Origin of the sequence: Aromatoleum aromaticum EbN1 (assembly GCF_000025965.1) — a bacterium.
In the GTDB taxonomy this organism is placed as follows: domain Bacteria; phylum Pseudomonadota; class Gammaproteobacteria; order Burkholderiales; family Rhodocyclaceae; genus Aromatoleum; species Aromatoleum aromaticum.
This window is the reverse complement of record NC_006513.1, coordinates 708536-732456: the sequence shown is the minus strand read 5'-3', so window position 1 is coordinate 732456 and position 23921 is coordinate 708536. Positions and strand designations below refer to the sequence as shown.

The 23921-nt window shown below is 67.3% G+C and carries 20 protein-coding genes and 1 riboswitch; of the genes, 7 read left to right on the top strand and 13 right to left on the bottom strand.

Translation table 11 applies throughout. The features are described 5' to 3' along the window. Nucleotides 1-42 precede the first annotated feature (42 nt). Entirely contained in the window at nt 43-777 is a 735-nt protein-coding gene (gene rlmB / locus EBN1_RS03425) for a 23S rRNA (guanosine(2251)-2'-O)-methyltransferase RlmB (protein ID WP_011236513.1), read from the top strand. A gap of 146 nt (nt 778-923) precedes the next feature. Here the strand turns inward: rlmB and EBN1_RS03420 are convergent, their stop codons facing one another. From EBN1_RS03420 to gspG, 11 genes are read right to left on the bottom strand one after another with little or no spacing between them, the layout of a single operon-like run. After that, nucleotides 924-1424 (bottom strand): general secretion pathway protein, encoded by a 501-nt coding sequence (locus tag EBN1_RS03420; RefSeq protein ID WP_041645663.1) that lies wholly within the window; start codon nt 1422-1424, stop codon nt 924-926. Then, complete coding sequence (locus EBN1_RS03415; protein ID WP_049780164.1) at nt 1411-1827, bottom strand: type II secretion system protein; 417 nt, start codon at nt 1825-1827, stop codon at nt 1411-1413. The genes EBN1_RS03420 and EBN1_RS03415 overlap by 14 nt, the downstream gene beginning before the upstream one ends. Nucleotides 1828-1844: 17 nt before the next feature. Then, nucleotides 1845-2324 carry a type II secretion system protein gene (locus EBN1_RS03410; RefSeq protein ID WP_011236510.1) on the bottom strand — a complete coding sequence of 160 codons (480 nt, stop codon included), beginning with the start codon at nt 2322-2324 and terminating at the stop codon, nt 1845-1847. Nucleotides 2325-2334: 10 nt separating this feature from the next. Continuing rightward, nucleotides 2335-4746, bottom strand: a complete 2412-nt coding sequence (locus tag EBN1_RS03405; protein ID WP_241762799.1) for a type II secretion system protein GspD — start codon at nt 4744-4746, stop codon at nt 2335-2337. Beyond that, nucleotides 4743-5267, bottom strand: coding sequence for a hypothetical protein (locus tag EBN1_RS03400; protein WP_011236508.1), 525 nt, complete (start codon nt 5265-5267; stop codon nt 4743-4745). Before EBN1_RS03400 ends, EBN1_RS03405 begins: the two co-directional genes overlap by 4 nt. Then, nucleotides 5264-5812: a GspMb/PilO family protein gene (locus EBN1_RS03395; protein WP_011236507.1), complete on the bottom strand. Its 549-nt coding sequence runs from the start codon at nt 5810-5812 to the stop codon at nt 5264-5266. The genes EBN1_RS03400 and EBN1_RS03395 overlap by 4 nt, the downstream gene beginning before the upstream one ends. Next, nucleotides 5809-6366 (bottom strand): hypothetical protein, encoded by a 558-nt coding sequence (locus EBN1_RS03390; RefSeq protein ID WP_011236506.1) that lies wholly within the window; start codon nt 6364-6366, stop codon nt 5809-5811. Before EBN1_RS03390 ends, EBN1_RS03395 begins: the two co-directional genes overlap by 4 nt. Then, the gene (locus tag EBN1_RS03385) at nt 6357-7082 is read right to left on the bottom strand and encodes a hypothetical protein (protein WP_011236505.1); all 726 of its coding nucleotides are present in this window, start codon (nt 7080-7082) and stop codon (nt 6357-6359) included. Before EBN1_RS03385 ends, EBN1_RS03390 begins: the two co-directional genes overlap by 10 nt. Further along, nucleotides 7063-8754 carry a GspE/PulE family protein gene (locus tag EBN1_RS03380; RefSeq protein WP_011236504.1) on the bottom strand — a complete coding sequence of 564 codons (1692 nt, stop codon included), beginning with the start codon at nt 8752-8754 and terminating at the stop codon, nt 7063-7065. The genes EBN1_RS03385 and EBN1_RS03380 overlap by 20 nt, the downstream gene beginning before the upstream one ends. Beyond that, on the bottom strand, nt 8751-9929 hold the full coding sequence (locus EBN1_RS03375) for a type II secretion system F family protein (RefSeq protein ID WP_011236503.1): 1179 nt from the start codon (nt 9927-9929) through the stop codon (nt 8751-8753). The genes EBN1_RS03380 and EBN1_RS03375 overlap by 4 nt, the downstream gene beginning before the upstream one ends. A 15-nt stretch (nt 9930-9944) precedes the next feature. After that, entirely contained in the window at nt 9945-10391 is a 447-nt protein-coding gene (gene gspG / locus EBN1_RS03370) for a type II secretion system major pseudopilin GspG (RefSeq protein WP_011236502.1), read from the bottom strand. Nucleotides 10392-10724: 333 nt separating this feature from the next. Between gspG and EBN1_RS03365 the strand changes: the two genes are divergently transcribed. After that, a complete protein-coding gene (locus EBN1_RS03365) occupies nt 10725-11513 on the top strand; it encodes a choice-of-anchor N protein (RefSeq protein WP_041645659.1) in 789 nt (262 codons plus the stop codon). A 97-nt stretch (nt 11514-11610) separates the two neighbouring features. Here the strand turns inward: EBN1_RS03365 and EBN1_RS03360 are convergent, their stop codons facing one another. Then, entirely contained in the window at nt 11611-13407 is a 1797-nt protein-coding gene (locus EBN1_RS03360) for a S8 family serine peptidase (protein ID WP_011236500.1), read from the bottom strand. A gap of 99 nt (nt 13408-13506) precedes the next feature. Beyond that, a riboswitch (cyclic di-GMP riboswitch) is annotated at nt 13507-13591 on the bottom strand. A 359-nt stretch (nt 13592-13950) separates the two neighbouring features. Here EBN1_RS03360 and nirB point away from each other — a divergent pair. The 5 genes from nirB to EBN1_RS03335 all read left to right on the top strand — a co-directional run bounded on the left by nirB (nt 13951) and on the right by EBN1_RS03335 (nt 22754). Beyond that, nucleotides 13951-16422 (top strand): nitrite reductase large subunit NirB, encoded by a 2472-nt coding sequence (gene nirB, locus EBN1_RS03355; protein WP_011236498.1) that lies wholly within the window; start codon nt 13951-13953, stop codon nt 16420-16422. A gap of 17 nt (nt 16423-16439) precedes the next feature. Continuing rightward, a complete protein-coding gene (nirD, locus tag EBN1_RS03350) occupies nt 16440-16784 on the top strand; it encodes a nitrite reductase small subunit NirD (protein ID WP_011236497.1) in 345 nt (114 codons plus the stop codon). A gap of 98 nt (nt 16785-16882) precedes the next feature. Continuing rightward, nucleotides 16883-18097, top strand: a complete 1215-nt coding sequence (locus EBN1_RS03345) for a nitrate/nitrite transporter (protein WP_011236496.1) — start codon at nt 16883-16885, stop codon at nt 18095-18097. A gap of 21 nt (nt 18098-18118) precedes the next feature. Continuing rightward, nucleotides 18119-19906: a bifunctional protein-serine/threonine kinase/phosphatase gene (locus EBN1_RS03340; protein WP_011236495.1), complete on the top strand. Its 1788-nt coding sequence runs from the start codon at nt 18119-18121 to the stop codon at nt 19904-19906. 31 nt (nt 19907-19937) lie between these two features. After that, nucleotides 19938-22754 carry a nitrate reductase gene (locus EBN1_RS03335; protein ID WP_011236494.1) on the top strand — a complete coding sequence of 939 codons (2817 nt, stop codon included), beginning with the start codon at nt 19938-19940 and terminating at the stop codon, nt 22752-22754. Here the strand turns inward: EBN1_RS03335 and EBN1_RS03330 are convergent. Beyond that, nucleotides 22717-23796 carry an SGNH/GDSL hydrolase family protein gene (locus EBN1_RS03330; RefSeq protein WP_162014366.1) on the bottom strand — a complete coding sequence of 360 codons (1080 nt, stop codon included), beginning with the start codon at nt 23794-23796 and terminating at the stop codon, nt 22717-22719. The two genes, EBN1_RS03335 and EBN1_RS03330, sit on opposite strands and share 38 nt — an antisense overlap. Nucleotides 23797-23921: the final 125 nt, after the last annotated feature.

Below are 23921 nucleotides of genomic sequence, written 5' to 3'. Positions count from 1 at the left end.
GGGGGTGATGCTCCCGAGGCGCCTGCCGCCCGTGAAGGCCGGGTGGAATCGCGACTGATCTACGGTTTCCATGCCGTACTCGGCAAGCTCAGACGCGACCCGGAGTCGGTGTTCGAGCTTTACCTGTCCGCACAGCGCACCGATGCGCGCGCGAAAGACGTCGTGCGGCTCGCCGAGTCGCAGAACGTGCGCCTGATCCAGGCGGAGGCGGAGCGTCTCGATGGCATGGTCGGCACGCGCCGCCACCAGGGAGTCGTCGCGCGCGTCGATGCGAAGAGCCGCGAGCTGAAGCTTGCCGACGTCCTCGAAGTGCTCGAGGAAAACGCGCTGATCCTGGTGCTCGACGGCGTGCAGGACCCGCACAACCTCGGCGCCTGCCTGCGCGTCGCGGACGCGGTGGGCGCGCACGCGGTGGTGGCGCCGAAGGACCGCGCAGTCGGCCTCAATGCGACCGCAATCAAGGTCGCCAGCGGCGCGGCGGACAGCGTGCCATACGTCACCGTGACGAATCTCGCCCGCGCGCTGCGCGAAATGCAGGAAGCGGGCATCTGGGTCGTCGGCGCGGCCGGCGAGGCGGAGAAATCGGTGTACGAAGTCGACCAGAAAGGGCCGGTCGCGTGGGTTCTCGGCGCCGAAGGCGACGGCCTGCGCAGGCTCACGCGCGAGACCTGCGATGAACTCGCGCGCATCCCGATGCTCGGCACCGTCGAGAGCCTGAACGTCTCGGTCGCCAGCGGCATCTGCCTGTTCGAGGCGCGGCGCCAGCGTGGCAGCTGAGCCCGCCAGGCGCGAGACCGCGGGACAGCCGGACGAACGGGATTCCCGTTTCACGCAGCTTGCCCGCGTCGCATTGCAGCAAGGTGCTTCCGCAATTGCCCGTGTGCGCTACGGCCGAGGCGCCGCCGCGGCCGTCGGAGCTCTCGTCACAGGCTCTCCGCCGCCGGCAGCGCATCGCTCGCGCTGATCGGTTCAGCCGGCCGAAAGATCCATTCGTCGTAGCGCGCCGCACTGGCCGCGGCGGGGCCCAGCTCGGGTGGCAGATCGGCCTTGCGGATCGGTTCGCCGGTCGCCCGGCTGTGAATGCCGACGATCGCCTGGCCTTCCCGCACCAGTCCCCAGTCCGGGCGTGCGGTCAGCGGGTCGCGGTAGATGCGCCGCAGATGGCGTCTGACGGTCGGGAAGCGTCGATCTTCGACAAGTTCCTCGAGGCTCGTCGGCCACGCCGGAGCACCCGGCGAGTCGGCATGGTAGCGGCCGATCGCGCGGGCGATCTCGCTGCCGATGAAGAGGAGTTCGGCCTCGCGTTCGCGCGCCACCACTTTCTGCCACACGACTCCGACTTCGGCTGCGAACAATCCCAGCGCAGCGGCGGCAAACAGCACCAGGAGATAGGTGTAGCCGCGCTCGCGCCTACCAGTCCGCATAATTTCCGCCATCGGACGCCTGTCCCGCGGCGCCGCTGCGAATATCCCAGACACCTTCGTTTTCGCCGTCGCCATCGGGTGGCGCCAGGAGCTTCCACGTCGCGTCGGATTCGGTGATCGGGTCCTTTGGCACCGCGCGCAGGTAGCGCCGGCTCACCAGGTCGTCCAGATTCTGCGGATAGATCCCGGTATCGGCGCGGTACTTGTCGATAGCGTCGCGAACGACCGCGAGAGACTGGCGCAGCGTCGCTTCGCGCACCCGGTCCAGATGGTCGAAATAGCGCGGAGCCGCAATCGACAGCAGGGTCGCGATGATCGCCATCACCACCAACAGTTCGATGAGCGTGAAACCGGCTGGCCGGGACGGGCCGCGGGAAACGTTCGGGGAGCGACGCTCAGTCATGTCCGGTCCGGATATCTCTACCATTCGCGGTACGGAACACCGTTCAGCCCGACTCGTCGTGACAGCGAATGAATGTCGAAGACGTCCTCGCCTTCGGCCGGCGTCTCGGGCGGGCTCGCATAACTGCGAAGGCCCCAGGTGCGTTCGGCGGGCACGCTCGGGTCGGTGAAGAACGGATCGCGCGGAATGCGCCGCAGAAAATAGATTTTCCGGCTGTTCGGATCGGTGACGTCGGGCACGCCCTTGACGAGCGCGGCGAGGTCGGGCGGATAGCCCGAAGCGCCGGCCTCGCGCTCGATCCGGTTCGCGTCGAAAGCGGCCTTGTAGGCGTCGATGCCGCCGCGGATCGCACGCAGCGCCGCGCGCAGTTCCGACTCCCGCGCCCGCTGCGCGGTGAGCTCGGCAAGCGGCATCGCGGCGCTCGCGAGCACGGCGACGATCGCAACCGTCACGACGAGTTCGATGAGAGTGAAGCCGCGCAACGCTCTTGCGCTCACCGACCCCTCCTCAAAGCGTCACCTCGATGCTGACGACGCCTCCGCTTCCTTCGGGCGTCGTGGTTTCGCCGCTGCTGCGGCGCACGGTCGCGTCCTCGAGGGAAATATCCACCGTGCCGCTCGTGCCCGGACGCACGACGAACGGCACCTGGACAGTGACGTGCTCCGCTCCCGCGGGGAGGTCGACGCTGATCCGGCCATTCCCGGCCGGCTGGCCGCCCGCAGGTTCAAGACGCAGTGGGTCGAAGCCGAGGATGGCTTCGCCCCCGGCGATCGACCCCGGCACGACGACATCGAGCGTGACATGAATACGCTCGCCGCTGCGGGCCACGGACGGAGCCTGGATGCTCAGGACGGCCGGGCCGTCCGGCGCTGTCTCAGGCGGCGCGAGCAGCGGCGCGTCGTCCGGGAGCGATGGCCTGCGGGGGAGGGCGTCGGGCGCCTGGCTCGGCACGCCCGCATCCGAACCCGAGCCCCACAGCCCGAGGCTGCCGGGCAGGGTTGGGCCGAGCGCCAGCCGCGCCGCGCCGATGCTCGCGTCGGTGCCCGCAGGCAGGTCAGCACGCGCGAGCGACGGGGCGACGATGTTGCGCACGATGCGCGGTGTGATCAGGAGGACGATCTCGGTCTTGCTCGCGTTGTTGCGCTCGCTCGAGAACAGGCGACCGATCAGCGGCAGGTCGCCCAGGCCCGGCAGGCGCTGCGCGCTGCGGCGTTCCTCGTCGCTGATCAGGCCGGCGAGGACCTGGGTCTCCCCGTTTCGCAGCCGCAGGACCGTCGTGGCGCTACGCGTGCCGACCTGGTACGCGAGCGAGTCCGACGGTCCCGGCACTTCGCGGACGATGTTGCTGACTTCGAGCGCAACCTTGATCGCCACCTCGTCATCGAGCGTCACCGCCGGTTCGACATCGAGCTTGAGGCCGACGTCGAGGTAGCTCACCGACGCGGAAACTCCCACGTTCGCGGTCGACGTCGTCGTGAACACCGGCAGCTTCTCGCCGATGTGAATCTTCGCCTTCTCGCGGTTCTTCACCCGGATGCGCGGGTTCGCGAGCAGGTTCGTGTCGCCGTCCTCGGCGCGCAGGCGAAGGGTCAGGGCCGGATTCGTCACGTAGCCGGTGAGGTCGCCCCACTGCGCACGAGGTACCACGCCCGGCGCGATCTCGCTGCCGGGCAGGGTGACGACTTCGCTGACGATTCCGGCTGCAGTCTGGGTCTGGGTGATCTGCTGCTGGCTGCGCAGCAGGCCATAACCGATCTCGTCGGGAAAATCGAGGCCGAGTTCGCGCAGCTTGCTGCGCGCCACTTCCAGCACTTCGACCTCCAGCATGACTTCGGGCTCGGCAACGTCGAGCGAGGCGAGCAGGCGTTCGGCCAGGCGGACTGCCTGGGGTGTGTCCTTGATCACCAGCAGGTTGAGCTTCTCGTCGATGAACATGTCCTTGCTCTTGACCAGCTGCTTGAGCAGGCTCTGGGCCTGTTTCGCGTCGGCGTTCGCGAGGTAGAAGCTGCGCGTCACGAGTTCCTGGTAGTCGCGCTGCTTCGCCGGAGTCGCCGGATAGATCAGCACCGAATTCGCGTTGAGAACCTTGCGCTCGATCTGCTGCGTGACGGCGACCAGCTTGATGACTTCGTCGACCGAGCTGTCGCGTACGAAAAGCGTCACCGGCGTATCGACCCTGACGTCGCGGTCGAAGACGAAATTGAGCCCTGCCGCGTGCGACAGCGCCTCGAAAACCACTCGCAAAGGCGCGTCGCGGAACTGCAGGGTCACCGGCTTCGAGAGCGGACCGGTCAGCGCCTCGGCGAGCGGCGCACGACGCTCGGCACGCTCCTCGATGTCGCGCAGCAGCCGGCGCGCGCGGGCGTTGTTCGGCGCCCCGGCGAGCAGCGCGCGCACGAGCCGCTCGGCGGTTGCGAGGTCGTTGCGCGCCCATGCGGCTTCGGCCTCGGCGAATTGCCGCGCGCGGCGCCGGTCGGCTTCGATCGCCTCGAGTCCGGCGCGTGCGCGAGGATGATCGGGATCGATCTCCTGCGCGTCGCGATAGCGTCGTGCAGCTTCGTCGAGGCGTCCCGCTGCCCGGGCGCGTTCGGCGTCCGCGAGACGCTCCGCGGTGAGCAGCTCGCGCTGCCGGATGTAATAGGCGCGCAGTTCCGGATCGTCGGGCGTATCGCGCACGGCCTGCCGCAGCCGCGCGAACGCCTGGGTGCGATCGCCGCCGGAAAATTCGGCGCGGCTGCGCTCGACCGGATCTTTCGTCGTGCTGCATGCGGAAAGAAAGGAGATCAGGACCAGGACAGCGAAAATCGCGCGACCGTAGTCCATCCACTTCGCCCCCGGGTCGCGACGGACCCGTCGCCCGTGCAGGATGCGAAAAACCGGTGGGGCTGCCGCCATGGCGGCAGTTGTACTGAGGATCATGACGAGCCCGAAACGTTGAGCACCTGGCGCATGCGCCGTGGCAGATAAGTGAATTCGATGAAGGCGGTCGTGACGCGTTCGACGCGGTAGCGCTCGTCGATGGTGTCGTGGGCGCGCACGACGCGCAGTTGTTCGCCTTCGAGGAGGAATGCGGTCAGCCCGCCATTTTCTTCCAGCGCGCCGACGAAGCGAAAAGGCAAGGGCGGCGCGTCCGGCACGGCCGGCGCGGGGGACGGTGTTGCCAGTTCGGCGGGAGGGTGAAGCTGCGTCGGCGGCAGGATGTCGGCAGCGACGTCCGGCAGAGGCGCACGCTCGACGCTCAGTCCGTCCAGCGACGGCATCGGCTGCGGCGCGCGGGCGCGCCTGGTCGTTGCCGGAGTGCGCGAGCCATCGCGGACCAGGGGGTCTTCGTCGACCGGCAAGCCGATCTCATCGTCGATCAAGGCCGCCCACCAAGTGGCGGCCAGGGTCGCGACGAGCGCGGCGCCGATGAAGAGCCTGCGGCGTCTGTCGCGGCTCATCGATCGCTCCTGACAAAGAGCACGAACCGCGCCTCGCCTTCGACTTCAGTGCTGTCGGCAGCGGCACGCTTGACCGACAGCGCTTCCAGGGTGAGCTCGGGGATCTCGCGCAGCGCCTCGGCAAGCCAGGCGTAGACGCGCGTGAAGTCGCCCCTGACCGGCAGCGTGAGCGAGATGCGCTCCAGCGGAGTGTCGGGGACATCGGCCGTGTCGTAAGCGGCACTCTCGATCTCGATGCCTTGGGCTTCGGCCACTGCGTGCAGGCGGTCGAGCCTTGCCGGCAACGCAGCGCGGACCGGAAACACCGCGTAATAGCGGTCGATCCGGCTGCGGGGATCGGATGTCGCCCCGGCTGCAGGCCGTGCCGGGCGCAGCAGCCGGGCACGCTCCTCGGCGAGCGTGTCGCGTTGGGCGCCGATCTCGGCGTCGCCGGAGAATCCGAACGCCAGGGCGAAGGCGAGCAGCGACGCGCCGAATGCCCCGGCCCATCCCGCGTGCAGGATCGCCCGCAGGACCGCCTCCTGGATGCGTGCGCCATGTCTCATCGCGCATTTCCCCAGCGCGCGCTGGTCGCGAAGCGCACGACGTCGCCCCCGTCGCCGTTCGTCCATTCATGGCGGTCGATGCGCGCGTCGCGCAGCCCGTCTTGTTGCTGCAGGTGGCGGAGATGGTCGAACGCTGCGCCGAGGGCGGGTGCCTCGCCGACGAGCTGCAGGGTTCCGCCGGCAGCGTCGGCATGGATTTCGAGAATCGCGGCATCGTCGCTGCGCGCGCTCGCCAGCGCGGCGAAGAGGCCGCTCCAGTCAGCATTCCTTTGCGCCGCAACCTTGATCGCTGCCTGTGCTTCCTTCACCGAGGCCGGAGCCGACGGGGGCGCAGGGGCCGCCACGGAGAGCTTGCGCTGCAGCTGGTGGCGCAGGCGGGCGACGATCGCTTCGCGCTCGGAGAGGTCGGCGCGGGCGGTTTCGAACGCCACCAGTTCGAAGCCGACGGCGACGAGCCCGACGCTCAACAACACCCAGCCGAGCCAGCCGGAACGGCGGCGAATCGGGGCGAAATCGAGGATCAGCGGCGCGGGGGCGCCGCGAATCAGGGCCATGAAGCGTCTCCCGCGTCTTCGATGCGCCAGCCCGTGGGCGCGGCGGGGGCGATGCCGGAAGCATAGAGCACGCCTCCGCGATCCGCCCCCGCCATGCGCAGCGTCCAGCTCTCGAGCGTCTGACGCAGGATCTGCGGCCCGTGATCGCCGACGTTCTGGCTGCGCAGCGCCTGCCACGCCCCGTCGCGCCACAAGCCGACGGTGAGCCGGGAGCCACGTGCCACCGCGAGCGCACCGAAATCTCCCGGAGCGCTGTCGAGGCGGCGCTGCAACCGGTTGAAGCGATGCACGAAGCAACCTGCGACGCCGACGAGGCGCAGCCGGCGCGCACGGGCGAAAGCCTGGAGCGCATTGATCACGCTGCGCTGCGCGGCGCAAGCGAGGACCGGGAAATGCACCGGACCGCGGTCGAACGCGAACGTCCACTCCGGCTCGGCAACGCCGTGCACCTCGCGGAAACGGTGGGCGAGGTAAGCCTGGCGCTCCTCGCGGCCGCGCAAGGCATCCGGCCAGCGCACGACCAGGTAGCGCAGCCAGCTGTCGTCGATCACGATCTGGAGGCGACTGCGCGGGGGCGTGGCGGCGGCATCGAGCGCTTCCAGCGCGGGCGCCGGCGTCGCCCCGCCGAACGCGATCCGGCGAACGTCCGGCCCCGTGCCGAGCGTCCACGCCCCGGCTTCGAGGCACAGCAGCAGATCAGCCGAGGAGCGTGACACGGTTCAACTCCTGGAGGGTCGTTTCCCCTTTTTCCACCAGCTGCGTGACGGCTGTGCGCAAAGAGCGGAAGCCGCGGCGACGTGCCGCCTCTTTCATGCTGCGTAGCGGCGCGCGGCTGACGATCAGTTCGCGCAGCTCATCGTCGAGGAACAGCACTTCGGCGACTGCACGGCGGCCGCGGTAGCCCGAGCCGCGACAGTGGCCGCAGCCGGTGCCGGCGCGGAAGCGGAAGCTTGCGCTGTCGCCCAGTTGCGACTCGGCGACGAGCTGCGGATCGGGGACGACATCACGGCTGCAGTGCGGGCAGTTGATCCGCACGAGGCGCTGGGCGACCGCGCCATTCAGGGCTCCGACGAGGTTGTAGGGATCGATCCCCATGTGCATGAAGCGGCCGATCACGTCGAACACGCTGTTGGCGTGCACGGTGGTGAACACCAGGTGGCCGGTGAGCGCGGCCTGCACGGCGATTTCAGCGGTATCGGGGTCGCGGATCTCGCCGACCATGATCTTGTCCGGGTCGTGGCGCAGGATCGAACGCAGGCCGCGGGCGAAGGTGAGGCCTTTTTTTTCATTCACCGGAATCTGCAGCACGCCGGCGAGTTGATATTCCACCGGGTCCTCGATCGTGACGATCTTGTCCAGTCCGTGATTGGTTTCGCCGAGCACCGCGTAGAGCGTCGTCGTCTTGCCGCTGCCGGTCGGGCCAGTGACGAGAAGCATGCCGTAAGGCTCGCTGGCGAGGCGGCGCAGCAGGGTGCGCGAGCCGGGATCGAAGCCGAGCGCCTCGAGGGTCAGGCCGCTCATCTCGCGCGTGAGGTGTTCCTTGTCGAGGATGCGCAGCACCGCGTCCTCGCCATGGATGCTGGGCATGATCGACACGCGGAAATCGATTTCGCGCCCGCTCGCCTGCGCCTTGAAGCGACCGTCCTGGGGCACGCGGCTTTCGGCGATGTCGAGCTCGGCCATCACCTTGAGGCGCGAAATCGCCTGTTCGGCCAGATCGTTGCCCGAAGCGCCGCCGACGCGGGAGAGGACGCCGTCGACGCGATACTTGATGACGAGGCCGCCGGGCACTGCCTCGAGGTGGATGTCGCTCGCGCCCTGCTTGAGCGCGTCGTAGAGCGTGGAATTGACCAGCTTCACGACAGGACTCGCGTCGGCGCTGATGCGGCGCAGCGACAGGTCCTCGACGTCATCGCTGCCACTGCCGGCCTCGCGCGCGTCGGTGACGCCGGCGGCGCGGCGCACTTCGTCCTCGTGGCGCGCGAGACAGGCGCCGAGGTCGTCGCGGTCCGCGAGCGCCAGCGTGAAAGGCTCGACCAGACGCGCGCCGAGGCCGTCGAGCAGATCGTCATCAAACGGATCGGCCAGCACCACCAGCAGCGCGCCGGCCTCGTCCCGCACGGCCACGCATTCGCGCCGCAGCGAAGTCTCGAAGTCGATTGCGGCGAAATCGGGCGCCAGAGTCATCAGGCAGGCTGAGCCGATGACGGGCAGATGGACGGTTGCCCCGAGACGCGCCAGCCGTTCGGTGGGCGCCTCTTCGAGCCGGGCCAAGGCATCGAGCAGCCGGCCTCCGGTGGCCCGCGCGGCGGCGAGTTCGTTCGCGGAGAAAGGCGGGTGCTGTGAGGGTGACAGGTCGTGCCCGGGGATCACGGTTTCGTGGTTCATCCGATGGTCTCGGCGAGCTGGAAGATGGGCAGGTACATCAGCACCACGATCAGGCCGATCGCGCAGCCGATGATGAGCATCAGCAGCGGTCCGAACAGGCGCGTGAGCCATTCGACCTGCCGGGCGGTGTCGTTCTCGTGGAACTCGGCCGAGCGGGTCAGCATCTCGCCGAGATTGCCGGCGCGTTCGCCCACTTCCAGCATGCGCAGCGCCACTCGGGTCGTGAGGCCGTGGGCCGCGAGCGTCGCGGAAAATGCGCGGCCTTCGCGAATGCCTTCGATCGCGAGTTCGAGGCTGCCGCGCAGCCCCGGCGAAAGCAGGCCGGCGACCATGCGCAGCGCGGTGATCGCCGGAATTCCTCCTGACAGCAGCATGCCCAGCGTGCGGTAAAAGCGGGCGAGCTGGAACACCTTCAGGCGCTTGCCCAGCATGGGCACCTTCCAGAGCTGGCGACCCGCCGCCGCGCGCAGCGTGGGAGCGCGCGCAGTGGCGATCGTGACGAAAACTGCTCCCAGCACGATGACGCCGAGTCCGGCCGCGTGATGTTCGACGAACTGGCCCCAGTCGAGCAACACCCGCGATAGCCACGGGAGGTCGCTGCCGACGTCGGCGTAGATGTGCGAGAAGCGCGGCACCACGTAGCCCAGCAGGAAAAGTACGACCAGCCCACCGACCGCGAGCAGCAACACCGGATAGATCGCCGCGCTCACCAGCTTGCCGCGCAGCGTCTCGACCTGTTGCTGGTACGCGATGTAGCGCTCCAGTGCGAGGTCGAGGTCGCTGGTGCGTTCTGCTGCGCGAACCATTGCGATGTAGAACGAGGGAAACGCTTCGGACGCGCTTTCCAGTGCATTCGACAGCGAGCGCCCTTCGCGCAGCGCGCCTTGCAGCTTCAACAGCACGGCTCGCACCGCCCGACGGCCTTCCCCTTCAGCCAGCGCGGAAATCGCCTCGGCGAGCGGAATGCCCGCGCGCAGCAGCGCGAGCATCTCCTGGTTGAACAGCAGCAGCGGGAAGCGGCCTGCAACGCGCGAAGCACCCGCGGTCGCGCGCAGGGTTAGGATCGACAGCCCCTGTGCCGCGGCGAGCGTCCGGGCTTCGGCCTCGCTGGTGGCTTCCAGCTCGGTTTCGATCACGGACGCGTCGGCGGTGAGGGCCTTGAGACGGTAGCGCATGAAGTGCCGCTGCGCTTACCAGTTCACCACATCGGCTCCGTCGCCTTCGCCGCCGGGTCGGCCGTCGGCGCCGAAAGAGTACAGGTCGAACTCGCTGCGTTCGCCCGGGTAGCGATACTCATAGGATTTGCCCCACGGATCCCTTGGCACGGCCTTGCGCAGATAAGGGCCCTCCCAGCGTTCCTCGCCCGGCGAGTTCACCAGCGCATCGAGGCCTTGTTCGGTCGAAGGATAGTGGCCGAGATCGAGGCGGTAGTGGTCGAGCGCCTTTTCCAGCGCGTCGATCTGGGCGCGCGCAGTCTTGACTTCGGATTTGCCGATTTGCGCGAAAAAGCGCGGGCCGACGTAGCCGGCGAGAAGGCCGATGATGACCATCACGACGAGCAGTTCGAGCAGGGTGAAGCCGCGCGGGCGGCGGGAGAAACGGGCGGCCCCACTCTGCGGCGGCCGAGCTGCAGTCATGGCCACCCTGTCTTCTGCGTTTTCCGCGGCTAAATCAAGGGCGAAATTGTGGCACAGGCACCGTCGCACCGGTTTTGGCGATGGCTGCCCTTGACCGCCGCGATCCGCGAAGAGGTCGCAGGGCGTGGCGGGCTTCGTCTGTCCAGCAACCTTCGCACGCTGTCGGCGATTTTTACACATGGTCTTGAGCCGGAAGCGAAAAGCCAAAAAAAGGCTTTTCAACCATATCGGTACGTGTGCGGTACGGAATGTGCTTTAGATGCATATGAAGGGGGGTGAGTCATTTTGAGACCCCTGTGCAACAAACACAAATGCGGAGATGAGGGCTGGATCATGAAAATCGTGCATAAAACTTTAGCGGCCGCATTGAGTCTCGCCTTCGCAGGCACAGTGCACGCCATACCGACTTTGCAACTGGATATCCTCAACGGCGTTTACGATAACGCCACCCAAACCATCATCGCGCAAGATGACACGTTCACGCTCTTTGCGTATCTGAATCCCGATGCGTCAAGCACCGTGACCGACACCTATGGGTTGTCGATGGCTCTCGTTCCTCCGACGGGGCCGGCGGACTCGGATCTGGGGTCGTTTACGTTCAACAGCGACACGATCGCCGTGACCGCAGACATGACCTATGGCGTGCCGCCGATCGAAACCGTGGCGACACAGCTCTCCGATCCCGGTGATCTCGGCACTCATGGCATCTTCGACACTTTTTTCTCCGAATACACCTTCGATTTCGCTGGGGCTGCCGAGTCCGGTGTGTACGACATGCAGGCCGCTCCCGGCCAAGGGCCGATCGCAGGTACGGGCATGTTCTATCAGACTTTTACGATCGGCGTCGGGGATCTCGACGAAAGCGTTGCGATCCACTTCGACCTCTACAACCTCGAAGTGATTGCAATCTGCGGCAACAATCCGAATTGCGTTGTCGGCGACGTCGACGTCCCCCCGTCCCTGTTTGCGCCGTTCTCCCATGACGCCCAGAGTGGCGGTGGCGGTGGCGGTGGCGGTGGCGAGGGCGGCGAAGAAGAAGTTCCGGAGCCCGGCACGACCCTCCTCCTGGGAGCCGGCCTGCTGGGATTGTGGGCAATGCGCCGCAGGAAAACCGGGGCGTGATTGCAGCTCTCTTTGCGGCCTGATTCGGGAGAAGCGCGCAGACAGTCCTGCGCGCTTCGCTTTTGCTCCGAATGGTCGCGCCGTAGCCTTCACAGCGTCAGCGGGACACCGCCACGATCCTGCGGTCCGTGTTTCCGGCAGCATCTTGCGCATCCACCACCACCTCATGCGGACCCGCGGCGATCTTTCGCGTATTCCAGCGATAACTCAGGCTGTTCCCGGTGACGCTGCTGACGAGCGCGCCGTCGATGTACAGGCGCATCGACGACACTCCGACGTTGTCGGAAGCATGGGCCTCTACGGTGATGTTGCCGCTAACCTTGCTGCCGTCGCCGGGGTTGCTGATCGTCGCTGCCGGAGCCTCTGTGTCAGCAGTGCCTGACGTGGCGGTGTTGGCCACCGTCACGTTGACGGCGCGCGAAGCGTAATTGCCTGCTGCATCGTAGGCACGTACGGTGAGCGTGGTGGCGCCGTCCGCCACTGTGGTGCTGTCCCAGCTGAAGCCGTAAGGCGCGCTCGCGGCGCTGGCGACCTTGGCGCCATTCGCCAGCAACTCGACGTGGCTGACTGCAACGTTGTCGCTCGCCGCCACGTCAACGGTCACCACGCCCTGCACCGTTGCCCCGCCCGCGGGTGAAACAATGCTCACGGTCGGTGCTGCGGTATCCTTCGCCACGGCCGTCACAGCCGCCTGCACTGCAGCCGCCGCATCGATCCGGCCGTGTCCGTAGTATTTGTCGAAACCCGGATTCCCCAAGTCGACGGCAGTCGCGAACAGGTATCCGGCGATGTCATCGGGCGAGAGCGAGGAATTGGCTGCCATCATCAGGGCGACGACCCCGGCAGCAGCCGGACTCGCGAACGACGTGCCGCTAACGGATCCATAGCCGCCGCCGTTCACCGTCGTATAGATCCCGGCTCCCGGGGCAGCCACATCTACGTAGCTGCCGTAACTCGACCAGCTCGCCTTGGCATCGCTGCTCGTGGTGCCGGATACGGCGATCAGCGTGTCGCTCGGGGCAACGGCTTCCTCGCCACCGGTGTTTCCGGCGGAGGTGACCAGTAATCCGCCCTTGCTCTTCAGATATTGCGCCGCGTTCTGCACCGTCAATGACCCCCGCGCGCCGCTGTAGCTGATGTTGGCCACTCGCGCCCCCTTGTCGGCCGCCCATGTCACGCCTTTTGCCATCATGCTGTACGACGCGGTACCGCTCGTACTGGCGACGCGCCCGGGAAGAACCATCGCGCCGCCCGCCACCGAGGCGACTCCGAGGCTGTTGTTGCTTGCCGCAGCAGCGGTTCCGGCGACTTTCGTACCATGGCCGGTGACATCGGCAGTGTTCGAGTTGCCATCATAGAAATTCCAGCCCGGCAGAAGCTTGCCAGCGAGATCCGGGTGACTGCCATCGACTCCCGAATCCAGGATGGCAATGATGATTTGCTCCCCGGTGCTGGTGTTCCAGGCGGTCGGTGCGCCGATCTTCGGGAGGTGCCAGGCCTTCGAGTAATAGGGATCATTGGTGCTGTCGGGCGGCATGATCATGTCCCGCTCGGCAAACTTCAGATGCTTGTTCTTGCTCAGCAACGCGGCGACGGCCTTCTCGGACGCGTTGGGCGGCAATTGCACGATATGCACGTTGATCGCTCCGATGCGCTCGACGGATTTGCCGCCGTGAGCCTTGATGATCTTCTCGAAAGCGGCTTCCGGCAGGCCGGGGCGGGGCTGGACCAGGATTCGTCCGGGCACCCACGCGGGAGTGTCGTCCGCGCCGTATGCCGCCATCGAGCCTCCCGAACCGGCAAGGGCCAGCGCGAGCAGGAGGGAAACATTGCGGCGCTGCGGTGAAACCCGCCGGGACCGGTTGGGGCGGGTATTCATGGGCGTGTCGTTCATCTTCGATTCCTCGCGTTTCTCCGGGCCGATCCGTGGAACACGCGAGGAAATGCGGACAGCAGATAAACAGCCCCACCCGAGAGGAGAGCGACTGCATCGCCTGGCAATCCCGCTGTCATGGGGCGACCCCTGTAGACCGGTGATTTTGCGTCCCCGCCTTTCGACGGGTTTGCCTTTTTCAGAGCTGCCGACAGCGCACTGTCAGCATAGGGAACTTACGGCACAAGTTGGGCAAAGTTTTTTTGAATTACATTTGGAAACAATATAGTTCGGTTGGCAGGCGCCCCGGGACAGTACGCCTGCCAATACCGCCCGCCATGTTGTGGTGCAGCATGCCGGACAATGCACCGGATTGGTGTCCTTCGTGCAGCCCGGGAGACGCCATTTTCGAACGTGATCTTATAAAAGATAATAAAAACAGTGTTTTGTATCATCCATGTGAAGCTGGCACTGGTCTTGCGATAACTCGGTCGGGAGCGTTGCCGCGCTCAGCGGCGTCGCAGCACGCCGGGCAGCCCGACTGAATTCGCAAGGAGATACAGCATGAAAAAAATGAAACTCGTGATGATCGGCAACGGCATGGCCGGCGTACGCACCCTCGAGGAACTGCTCAAGCACGCTCCCGACCTGTACGACATCACCGTGTTCGGCGCCGAGCCGCACGGCAACTACAACCGCATCCTGCTGTCGCCGGTGCTCGCCGGCGAGATGACGCTGCCGGAGATCATGCTCAACGATCTCGGCTGGTACCGCGACAACGGCATCACGCTCCACGCCGGCAAGCGGATCACGAAGATCGACCGCGTGCGTCGGCGCGTGATCGCCGGCGACGGCACCGAAGCGGAGTACGACCGCCTGCTCGTCGCCACCGGCTCGACGCCGTTCATCCCGCCGATTCCGGGCAAGGAGCTGCCGGGGGTGCTCGCGTACCGCGACATCGCCGACACCGAGGCGATGATCGATGCCGCCGCCCGTTATCGGCACGCGGTCGTCATCGGCGCGGGCCTTCTGGGCCTCGAAGCCGCGAACGGGCTGATGCTGCGCGGCATGGACGTCACCGTCGTGCATCTGGCGGACTGGATCATGGAGCGCCAGCTCGACCGCGCCGCAGCCGACATGCTGCAGGCGTCGCTCGAAGCGAAGGGGATGAAGTTCCTGCTCGCGAAGCAGACGGACGCCCTCGTCGAAGGCGGCGGTGACAAGAACAACGCCGGGCGCGTGGCCGGCGTGCGCTTCAAGGACGGCGGCGAGATCCCCGCCGACCTCGTCGTCGTCGCCGCTGGAATCCGCCCGAACTACGCGCTCGCCGAGTCCGCCGGCCTCCACTGCGGCGAAGGCCGCGTGCGCGGCATCGTCGTTTCGGACACGATGCAGACGATCACCGACCCGCGGATCTACGCGGTCGGCGAATGCGTCGCGCACCGCGGCGTCGCGTACGGGCTCGTCGCGCCGCTGTTCGAGCAGGGAAAGGTGTGCGCGAACCACCTCGCGAACTTCGGCATCGGCCGCTATGAAGGCTCGGTGACCTCGACGAAGCTGAAGGTCACCGGGATCGACGTGTTCTCGGCCGGCGACTTTTCCGGTGGCGCCGACACCGAGGAGATCGTGCTGCACGACAGGCAGGGCGGCGTCTACAAGCGCATCGTCCTCAGGAACAACCGCATCGTCGGCTCGGTGCTGTACGGCGACACCGCGGATGGCGCGTGGTACTTCCAGCTGATGAAGGACGGCCAGGACATCGGCGCGATCCGCGACCACCTGATGTTCGGCCAGAACAACTTGGGCGACGCCGGCCACAAGGGCGAGAACAAGGCCGCAGCGATGCCCGACAGCGCCGAAGTGTGCGGCTGCAACGGCGTGTGCAAGGGCACGATCGTCAAGGCGATCAAGGAGAAAGGCCTGTTCACTATCGACGACGTCAAGAAGCACACGAAAGCGGCCTCCAGTTGCGGCTCGTGCACCGGCCTTGTCGAGCAGATCCTCGCCTCGACGATCGGCGGCGCCTACCAGGCGGTCAGCGTGCACGACAAGGCGGTGTGCGCTTGCACAGAGCTGTCGCACGGCGACGTCAGGAAAGCGATCCGCGACCACAAGCTGCTGACGATCCCCGCCGCGATGGACATGATGGCGTGGAAGACGCCGAACGGCTGTGCGACCTGCCGCCCGGCGCTGAACTACTACCTGATCTCGACGTGGCCGCACGAGGCGAAGGACGACCCGCAGAGCCGCTTCATCAACGAGCGCGCGCACGCGAACATCCAGAAGGACGGCACCTACTCGGTCGTGCCGCGGATGCTCGGCGGCCTCACGACGCCGGCCGAGCTGCGCCGTATCGCCGACGTCGCCGAGAAATACCAGATCCCCACGGTGAAAGTCACCGGCGGCCAGCGCATCGATCTGCTCGGCATCAGGAAGGACGACCTGCCGAAAGTGTGGCAGGACCTCGGCATGCCCACCGGGCACGCCTACGGCAAGAGCATCCGCACCGTGAAGACCTGTGTCGGCTCCGAACACTGCCGCTTCGGCACGCAGCGCTCGATGGCGATGGGCGTCGATCTCGAACGCATGCTGTTCGGCATGTGGAGCCCGCACAAGGTCAAGCTCGCGGTGTCCGGCTGCCCGAGGAACTGCGCCGAATCAGGCATCAAGGACGTCGGCGTGATCGGCGTCGATTCCGGCTGGGAGCTCTACGTCGCGGGCAACGGCGGCATCAAGACCGAAGTCGCGCAGTTCCTGTGCAAGGTCGCGACGCGCGAGGAAGTGCTCGAGTATTCGGCCGCGTTCCTGCAGCTGTACCGCGAGGAAGGCTTCTACCTCGAACGCACCGTGCATTATGTGCATCGAGTCGGCCTCGAGCACGTCAAGAAGCGCGTCGTCGAGGACGCGGTGAACCGGAAGGCCCTGTACGAGCGGCTGCTGTACGCGGTGCAGGACTACACGGACCCGTGGGCCGAGCGCTACGCGGCCGATGCCGCCCAGGCGCTGCGCGCGCAATTCGAAACCCTGGAAGCATGAGAAAGACGATGAATGCCATGACCCTTCGCAAGACCCATACCGATACGGATGCCGATGCCGGCTGGAAGACGATCTGCCGGCTCGAGGACATCCCGGTGCTCGGTGCACGCGTCGTCGCATCCAAGCACGGCGATATCGCGATCTTCCGCACTGCCGACGACGAGGTCTTCGCGATGCACGACAAGTGCCCGCACAAGGCCGGGCCGCTGTCGCAGGGCATCGTCCATGGCCGCCAAGTCACCTGCCCGCTGCACAGCTGGAAGATCGAGCTCGCGACCGGCGAGGCTGCCGCTCCGGACGTGGGTTGCACGAAGCCGTTCGAAGTGAAGCTCGTCGACGGGCTGGTGCTGCTGAAGGCGTAAGCGCGCCGCAGGGCGGAAAGCGAAGCTTCGACGCAGCCAGGAGCGCAGCGCCTTCCGCCAAACCTTTTGATCGCACCACCGATTCCGGAGCCAACCCAATGGACAAGAACGCTTTCCTCAAAGCCGGCCACCCGCCCACGCTGCTCGCGGCCTTCCTGTATTTCGACCTCGCCTTCATGGTGTGGGTGATCCTCGGGCCGCTGGGCGTGCAGATCGCCGCCGACCTCGGTCTCGATCACGCGCAGAAAGGCCTGATGGTCGCGATCCCGGTGCTCGCCGGCGCGATCCTGCGGATCTTCATGGGTGTGCTCGTCGACCACCTGAAGCCGAAGATGGCTGGCGCGATCGGCCAGGTCATCGTCATCGCGGCGCTTTTCGTCGCGTGGCAGTTCGGCATCCACAGCTTCGAGCAGACGCTGCTCCTCGGCGTGTTCCTCGGCGTCGCCGGCGCGTCGTTCGCGGTCGCGCTGCCGCTCGCGTCGCGCTGGTATCCGCCCGAGCACCAGGGCACCGCGCTCGGCATCGCCGGCGCCGGCAACTCGGGCACTGCAATCGCGGCGCTCGTCGCGCCGGGCCTCGCCATCGCATATGGCTGGACGAACGTGTTCGGCCTTGCGCTGGTCCCGCTCGTCGTCGTGTTCGCGTTCTACCTCGCGGTCGCGAAGGACGCGCCCGAATGCCCGCCGGCGAAGCCGCTCGCCGAGTATTTCAAGGTGCTGAAGGACAAGGACGCGTGGTGGTTCATGTTCTTCTATGCGGTCACTTTCGGCGGCTTTGTCGGGCTGGCGTCGTCGCTGACGATCTACTTCAATACGCAATACGGCCTCGACGCGAAGATGGCGGGCTATTTCACTGCCGCGTGCGTGTTCGCCGGCTCGATGGTGCGTCCGATCGGTGGCGCGGTTGCCGATCGCATTGGCGGCATCAAGAGCCTGTCGGTGATGTACGTGCTCGCGGCGCTGTTTCTCGGCATCGTCAGCGTCGGCTTGCCGACGGCATGGATGGCGCTGGTGGTGTTCGTCGCCGCGATGCTCGCGCTCGGCATGGGCAACGGCGCGGTGTTCCAGCTCGTGCCGCAGCGCTTCCGCAGGGAGATCGGCGTGATGACGGGGCTCGTCGGCATGGCCGGCGGCGTGGGCGGTTTCTATCTCGCGTCGTCGCTCGGCTACGCGAAACAGGCGACCGGCAGCTATCAATCCGGATTCCTGATCTTCGCCGCGCTCGCGCTCGCGGCGCTGGTCGGGCTCACTGCGGTCAAGACGCGCTGGCGCACGACGTGGGGTGCAGCGCACCTGACGTCGGCGAAGATCTGACGCGTTCTCCGGAGAAGCGGCGTGGCGCGGATCATCGATGCGAGTTCGCGGTTCAGGCCGGCTCCCGTGCCGCTGCGGAACGCGGCGGTCCCCGTCCCAGCGTCGTCGTCGCCTCGTGCCGCAGCGGAATCGCTCGAAATCACGCTCGGCCACGCCTCGCAGCAGGGGTTGCGGCCCGGCAACGAGGATTTCGTCGGCGCGGTGACGCCCGACGGCGCGCCGCTCGCTGCCAAGGGGCTGCTGCTCGCGATCGCCGATGGCGTTGGCGGCCATGCGCGCGGCCGGGAGGCGGCCGAATATTCGGTGCGCGGACTGCTTGCGGACTATTTCTCGACACCCGACACGTGGAGCGTCGAGAAATCGCTCGGCGCCGTGATCGGCGCGCTGAACAGCTGGCTGCTCGCCCAGTCGGCGAAGTCGCGCGAGTACGCTGGCATGGCGACGACGCTGACCGCGTTCGTGCTGCGCGGGCGGCGTTACCACGTCGCGCATGTCGGTGATTCGCGCGCCTACCTGCTGCGCGAGGGCGAGCTGTGCCGCCTGACCGAGGACCACACCTGGGAACACCCGGAGCTCAGCAACGTGCTGCGCCGTGCGGTCGGACTCGATGCGCAGCTCGCCGTCGACTATGACGACGGCGAGATGGCCGCCGGTGATCGCTTCGTGCTCGTCACCGACGGCGTGTGGGGCACGCTCGGCGACGGCGGCATCATCGAGATCCTCAAGCGCCACCCGGGCGCCGAAGACGCGGCCGACGTGCTGACGCTCGAAGCCTTGGCGCGCGGCGCGACCGACAACTGCACCGCGCTGGTCGCGAACGTCGAGGCAGTGCCGCCGGACACGCTGCGCGACCGGTACGACAGCGCGCGCCACCTGCCGCTGCCTCCGCGGCTGAAGGCGGGCGACGTGCTCGACGACTTGCGGGTAGAGGAACTGCTGCACGAATCGCGCGTGACGCTGCTGTATCGCGTCACGCGTCTCGCGACCGATGAAGCACTGGTGTTGAAGACCTTGCGCCCCGACGCGGCCGACGACGAGGCGGGCGGCGCGTTGCTGCGCGAGGAATGGCTCGCGCGACGCGCTCCGTCGCAAAACTTCCCCGCGGTCGCGGAAGCCGATGCGCGCAGCGCGCTGTATTACCTGATGAGCTGGCACGAAGGCGAGACGCTCAAAGCGCGGCTCGCGCGCGGCCACCGCTTCGCGCCGCACGAGCTCGTCGCGATCGGTGGGCCGCTGCTGCGCGCGGTCGGCAGCCTGCACCGGCTCGGCATCGTGCATCGCGACATCAAGCCTGACAACGTGCATGTCGACCGCCACGGCCAGCTTCGCCTGCTCGACCTCGGCGTCGCCGCGTCCGACGCCGAAGAGCTGCGCGAGATCAACAATCCCGGCACGCCGTCGTACATGGCGCCGGAACTCTTCAATGGCGGGACGGCGAATGAGTCGTCGGACCTCTACGCGTGCGGCGTGACGCTGTATGAACTTTTGACGCGCAAGTACCCGTACGGCGAGGTCGAGCCGTTCCAGCACCCGCGCTTCGGCGAGCCGGTGCCGCCGACACGCTACCGCCCGGACACTCCGGCATGGCTCGAAGCGGTGCTGCTGAAAGCGTGCGCGCGCGAGGTGAAGGACCGTTTCGAGACTGCCGAGGAGTTCGTGCTCGCGCTCGAACGCGGCGCCCACCGCCCGCTCGCCACGCATCGCCGCGTGCCGCTCGTCGCGCGCAACCCGGCGCTCGCGCTCAAGCTCCTGGCCGCCGCGTCGCTGCTGCTGAACCTGATCCTGTTGTTCCTGCTCAGTCGGCGCTAGACCGACGATGAGCCTCTCCCGCGGAGCCCTGATGAAAACGAAAGCCACTTGTCCCTACTGCGGCGTCGGCTGCGGCGTCCTGATCGAACATGACGGTCGCCGCATCACCGGCGTCGCCGGCGATCCCGAACATCCGGCGAACTTCGGGCGCCTCTGCACGAAAGGGGCGACGCTGCACCTGTCCGCGCGGCCCGAGACCCGGCTGCTGTATCCCGAGTTGCGCGCGGCGCGCGGCCTCGCGCGCGAACGCGTCGGCTGGGACACGGCCATCGCGACCGCCGCCGAGCGTTTTGCCGCGACGATCCGCGAGCACGGGCCGGATTCGGTGGCGTTCTACATCTCCGGGCAGCTCCTGACCGAGGACTACTACGTCTTCAACAAGCTCGTGAAAGGGCTGATCGGCACGAACAACATCGATTCGAACTCGCGCCTGTGCATGTCGAGCGCCGTCGCCGCGTACAAGCAGACGCTCGGCGCCGATGCGCCGCCCTGTTCGTACGAGGACTTCGCGCAGACCGACTGCCTGCTGATCGCCGGTGCAAACCCGTCGTACGCGCATCCGGTCGCGTTCCGCCGCATCGAGGACGCGAAGGCCGCACGCCCCGAGATGAAGATCATCGTCGTCGACCCGCGCCGCACCGACACCGCGGCGACCGCGGACCTGCATCTCGCGATCCTGCCGGGCACCGACATCTGGCTCTACAACGCGATGCTCAACGTGCTGCTGTGGGAGGGCTACGTCGATAACGCCTTCATCCGCGAGCACACCGAAGGCTTCGAGGCGCTGCGCGACCACGTACGCGACGTCACCCCGGCGATCGCAGCCGAAGTCTGCGGGCTCGGCCGGCGCGGCGCCGAGGACATCGTCACCGCGGCGCGCTGGTGGGGCGAGGCGAAGGCGGCGATGTCGCTATGGTGCCAGGGGCTGAACCAGTCGACGCACGGCACGCATAATGGCACCGCGCTGATCGCGCTGTCGCTCGCGACCGGCAAGATCGGCCGCCCCGGCTGCGGCCCGTTCTCGCTGACCGGCCAGCCGAACGCGATGGGCGGGCGCGAAGTCGGCGGCATGGCGAACCTGATGTCCGGCCACCGCGACCTCGCGAACCCCGAGCATCGCGCCGAGGTTGCGCGGCTGTGGGGCGTCGAAGACGTTCCTTCGACGCCGGGGCTGACGGCGATCGAACTCTTCGACGCCGCGTACGACGGCCGGATCAAGGCACTGTGGATCGCCTGCACGAATCCTGCACAGTCGCTGCCGGAGCAGGAGCGGGTGCGCGAAGCGCTCGCGCGCTGCGACTTCGTCGTGCTGCAGGAGGCCTACTGCAACACCGAGACCGCGCCGTTCGCCGATCTGCTGCTGCCCGCGGCGACGTGGGGCGAGAAGGAAGGCACGGTGACGAACTCGGAGCGACGCATCACCCGCGTTCATCGCGCCTTGACGCCGCCGGGCGAAGCGAGGGCCGACTGGCGCATCGTCTGCGATTTCGCGCATGAACTCGGACCGCGCATCGGCAAGGAGGCGGCGCGCCTCTTCCCGTACGCGGTGCCGTCCGAAATCTTCGCCGAGCACGCGGCCTCGACTGCCGGGCGCGACCTCGACATCACCGGGCTGTCTTACGACCTCCTCGACAGCGCCGGGCCGCAGCAGTGGCCGTTTCCCAAAGCCGCGAATGTTGTCGATGCGGCGAACCGTACCCGTCTTTATGCCGACGGCCGTTTCCCGACCGCGGACGGCCGGGCGCATTTCGTCGTGCCGACCCAGGCGCTGACTGCCGAGCGCGCCGATGCGCGCTATCCGCTGCACCTGACGACCGGCCGCCTGCGCGACCAGTGGCACGGCATGAGCCGCAGCGGCAAGGTCGCGCGGCTGTACAACCACGTCGACGAGGCCCGCATCGAGATGCACGCCGACGACCTCGCGCTGCGCGGGCTGAAAAGCGGCGATCTGGTGCACGTCAGGAGCCGCCGCGGCGATGTCGTGCTGCGCGCCGAAGCCTCGTCGGAAATCCGCTCCGGCCAGGCATTCATCGCGATGCACTGGGGTGGCAACAGCCTGAACTCGGCCGGCGCGAACGCACTGACGCTGCGCGACTTCGATCCGTACTCGAAGCAGCCGGAGCTCAAGCATGCGGCGGTGCAGGTCGAGAAGGCGGTGCTGCCGTTCCAGGCGCTGATCATGCGCGGCGAGCCCGGTGCGGCTGGTGACGAGGAGGGGAGCGGGAATGATGACGCGGCGCCGATCGAGATCGCTGGCAAGGTCACCGCGGGCGACCTCATGGCCAATGCTGCCGGTCTCGCGCTGGAACGCGCGGCGGCGCTCGCGCCCTGGCTCGAGCGCTTCAGCTACGCGTCGCTCGCGCTCGCCGGTCGCGACCATCCCGCGGTCGTGCTGCGCATCGCGCACCACCAGCCGATTCCGCCCGAGTGGCTCGCCGAACTCGACGCCTTGCTCGGGCTCGACGACGAGCATTGCCTCGCGTACAGCGACACCCGGCGCGGCATCACGAAGCGCGCGCGCATCGACGACGGGCTCCTTGTCGGCCTGCGCCTCACCGGCGAGACCGCGGCCGCCGGCTGGCTGCGCGACGTGCTCGTTGAGCGCCAGCCGACCGCGGACCTGCGCCGCTGGATCCTCGCGCCGTTGGCGAACCCGCCGGAGGCGGCGAAGACCCGCGGCCGTATCGTCTGCACGTGCCTGAACGTGTCCGAGAGCGACATCGCCGCGGCGATCGCCGGCGGCGCGGGTTTCGACGACCTGCAAGCGAAGCTCAGGTGCGGGACCACGTGCGGGTCGTGCGTGCCGCAGATCAGGCGGCTCGTCGCGGCGGGGCAGCGCGCAGCCTGAAGCGCGGCGCCCGCGCTTGCGCCCTGGGGGCGGCGGCTTGCGACGAACTGGCGCGACGCGCGAGCGACGCCGCGCCGAGGGCCGCGAGCAGCAACGCGAACGTTCCCGGTTCCGGGATCTGGAGTGCCGCGAACAGCGCGTCGGCAAGGACGCGGTGGCCGGCGGTCGTCGGGTGGGTGTAATCCCAGAAGAGATGACGGTCGGCTTCGGCCTCGCTGCACAGCAGCTCGTATAGCGGTTGGCCGTCCGCCGCGATGCCGGTCTCGCGCTGACACCAGTGCTGCGCGTCCGTCAGGCCATAGGTCGAAGGATTCATGACTGCATCGTTGAGCAGCGCGAACGTGTCGAAAGTCCGGAGGTCGAGGTGGCCCAGGCTGTCGAGCAACGCGGCGAGCGCAGTGTTGAACGCGAGGCTCGCAGCGGTAGCCTCCTCGTTTCGCGCAATCGCGCCGTTCCCGGTGGTGGCCGGCACGAGCCCGAGATCGGGAACGTTGGGAATCAGGAAATGACCCACTCCTTCGAGCGCAAGGGCCTCGACGGCCATGCCGATCCGGCCGATCGCGGCTTCGATCGTCGCGGCTGGCGGCGCCCCCGCCAAAATATCCTCTACATCGTTCGATCCGATGAAGAGCACGTAGAGCGCGCCCGGGTCCGCAGCCCCGGGCGCCTCAACGTATTGCTGTACTTGCTCGCTGAAGCTCGACGAGAACGGCAGGATGACCGAACCGGTCCCGGCGCCGCCATAAGCGTAGTTCGTCCCGCCGAGCCGCGACGGCTGCACGTCGAAACCGAGCCGGCTCGCGAAGAGTTCCGAATAGACCGGGCCGTTCGAGAATTGTCCGGAAGCGGGGTAGCCGATCGGATCGGGGACGATAGGAAAACTCGGATCGCCCGCATGGATTGCGCTGCTGAGGAGGAAATCGTTGCCGGTGTCCGACAGGCTGTCGCCGAAGAAATAGATATTGCTGAAAGGCGCCGCGAGGGCCGTGACGGGAGCCAGCGCGAGCAAAAGCATGGATCTGAGGACGCTGGACATGTGCATGAAGCCCTCGTGGCGCGCCGATGATGAGTCGCTCGATAAGGCAGCAAGGGGCATTCCTGCGAATCTAAACTACTGTTTAAAAAGGGAAGGCTGCAGGCGTTTAGATTGCCCGCCCAATGGACTGT

Coding starts and splice junctions, on each gene's coding strand:
- EBN1_RS03420 (WP_041645663.1), bottom strand. CDS start 1,424: ATGCGGACTGGTAGGCGCGAGCGCGGCTACACCTATCTCCTGGTGCTG.
- EBN1_RS03415 (WP_049780164.1), bottom strand. CDS start 1,827: ATGACTGAGCGTCGCTCCCCGAACGTTTCCCGCGGCCCGTCCCGGCCA.
- EBN1_RS03405 (WP_241762799.1), bottom strand. CDS start 4,746: ATGATCCTCAGTACAACTGCCGCCATGGCGGCAGCCCCACCGGTTTTT.
- EBN1_RS03400 (WP_011236508.1), bottom strand. CDS start 5,267: ATGAGCCGCGACAGACGCCGCAGGCTCTTCATCGGCGCCGCGCTCGTC.
- EBN1_RS03395 (WP_011236507.1), bottom strand. CDS start 5,812: ATGAGACATGGCGCACGCATCCAGGAGGCGGTCCTGCGGGCGATCCTG.
- EBN1_RS03390 (WP_011236506.1), bottom strand. CDS start 6,366: ATGGCCCTGATTCGCGGCGCCCCCGCGCCGCTGATCCTCGATTTCGCC.
- EBN1_RS03380 (WP_011236504.1), bottom strand. CDS start 8,754: ATGAACCACGAAACCGTGATCCCCGGGCACGACCTGTCACCCTCACAG.
- EBN1_RS03375 (WP_011236503.1), bottom strand. CDS start 9,929: ATGCGCTACCGTCTCAAGGCCCTCACCGCCGACGCGTCCGTGATCGAA.
- gspG (WP_011236502.1), bottom strand. CDS start 10,391: ATGACTGCAGCTCGGCCGCCGCAGAGTGGGGCCGCCCGTTTCTCCCGC.
- EBN1_RS03365 (WP_041645659.1), top strand. CDS start 10,725: ATGAAAATCGTGCATAAAACTTTAGCGGCCGCATTGAGTCTCGCCTTC.
- EBN1_RS03360 (WP_011236500.1), bottom strand. CDS start 13,407: ATGAACGACACGCCCATGAATACCCGCCCCAACCGGTCCCGGCGGGTT.
- nirB (WP_011236498.1), top strand. CDS start 13,951: ATGAAAAAAATGAAACTCGTGATGATCGGCAACGGCATGGCCGGCGTA.
- nirD (WP_011236497.1), top strand. CDS start 16,440: ATGACCCTTCGCAAGACCCATACCGATACGGATGCCGATGCCGGCTGG.
- EBN1_RS03345 (WP_011236496.1), top strand. CDS start 16,883: ATGGACAAGAACGCTTTCCTCAAAGCCGGCCACCCGCCCACGCTGCTC.
- EBN1_RS03335 (WP_011236494.1), top strand. CDS start 19,938: ATGAAAACGAAAGCCACTTGTCCCTACTGCGGCGTCGGCTGCGGCGTC.
- EBN1_RS03330 (WP_162014366.1), bottom strand. CDS start 23,796: ATGCACATGTCCAGCGTCCTCAGATCCATGCTTTTGCTCGCGCTGGCT.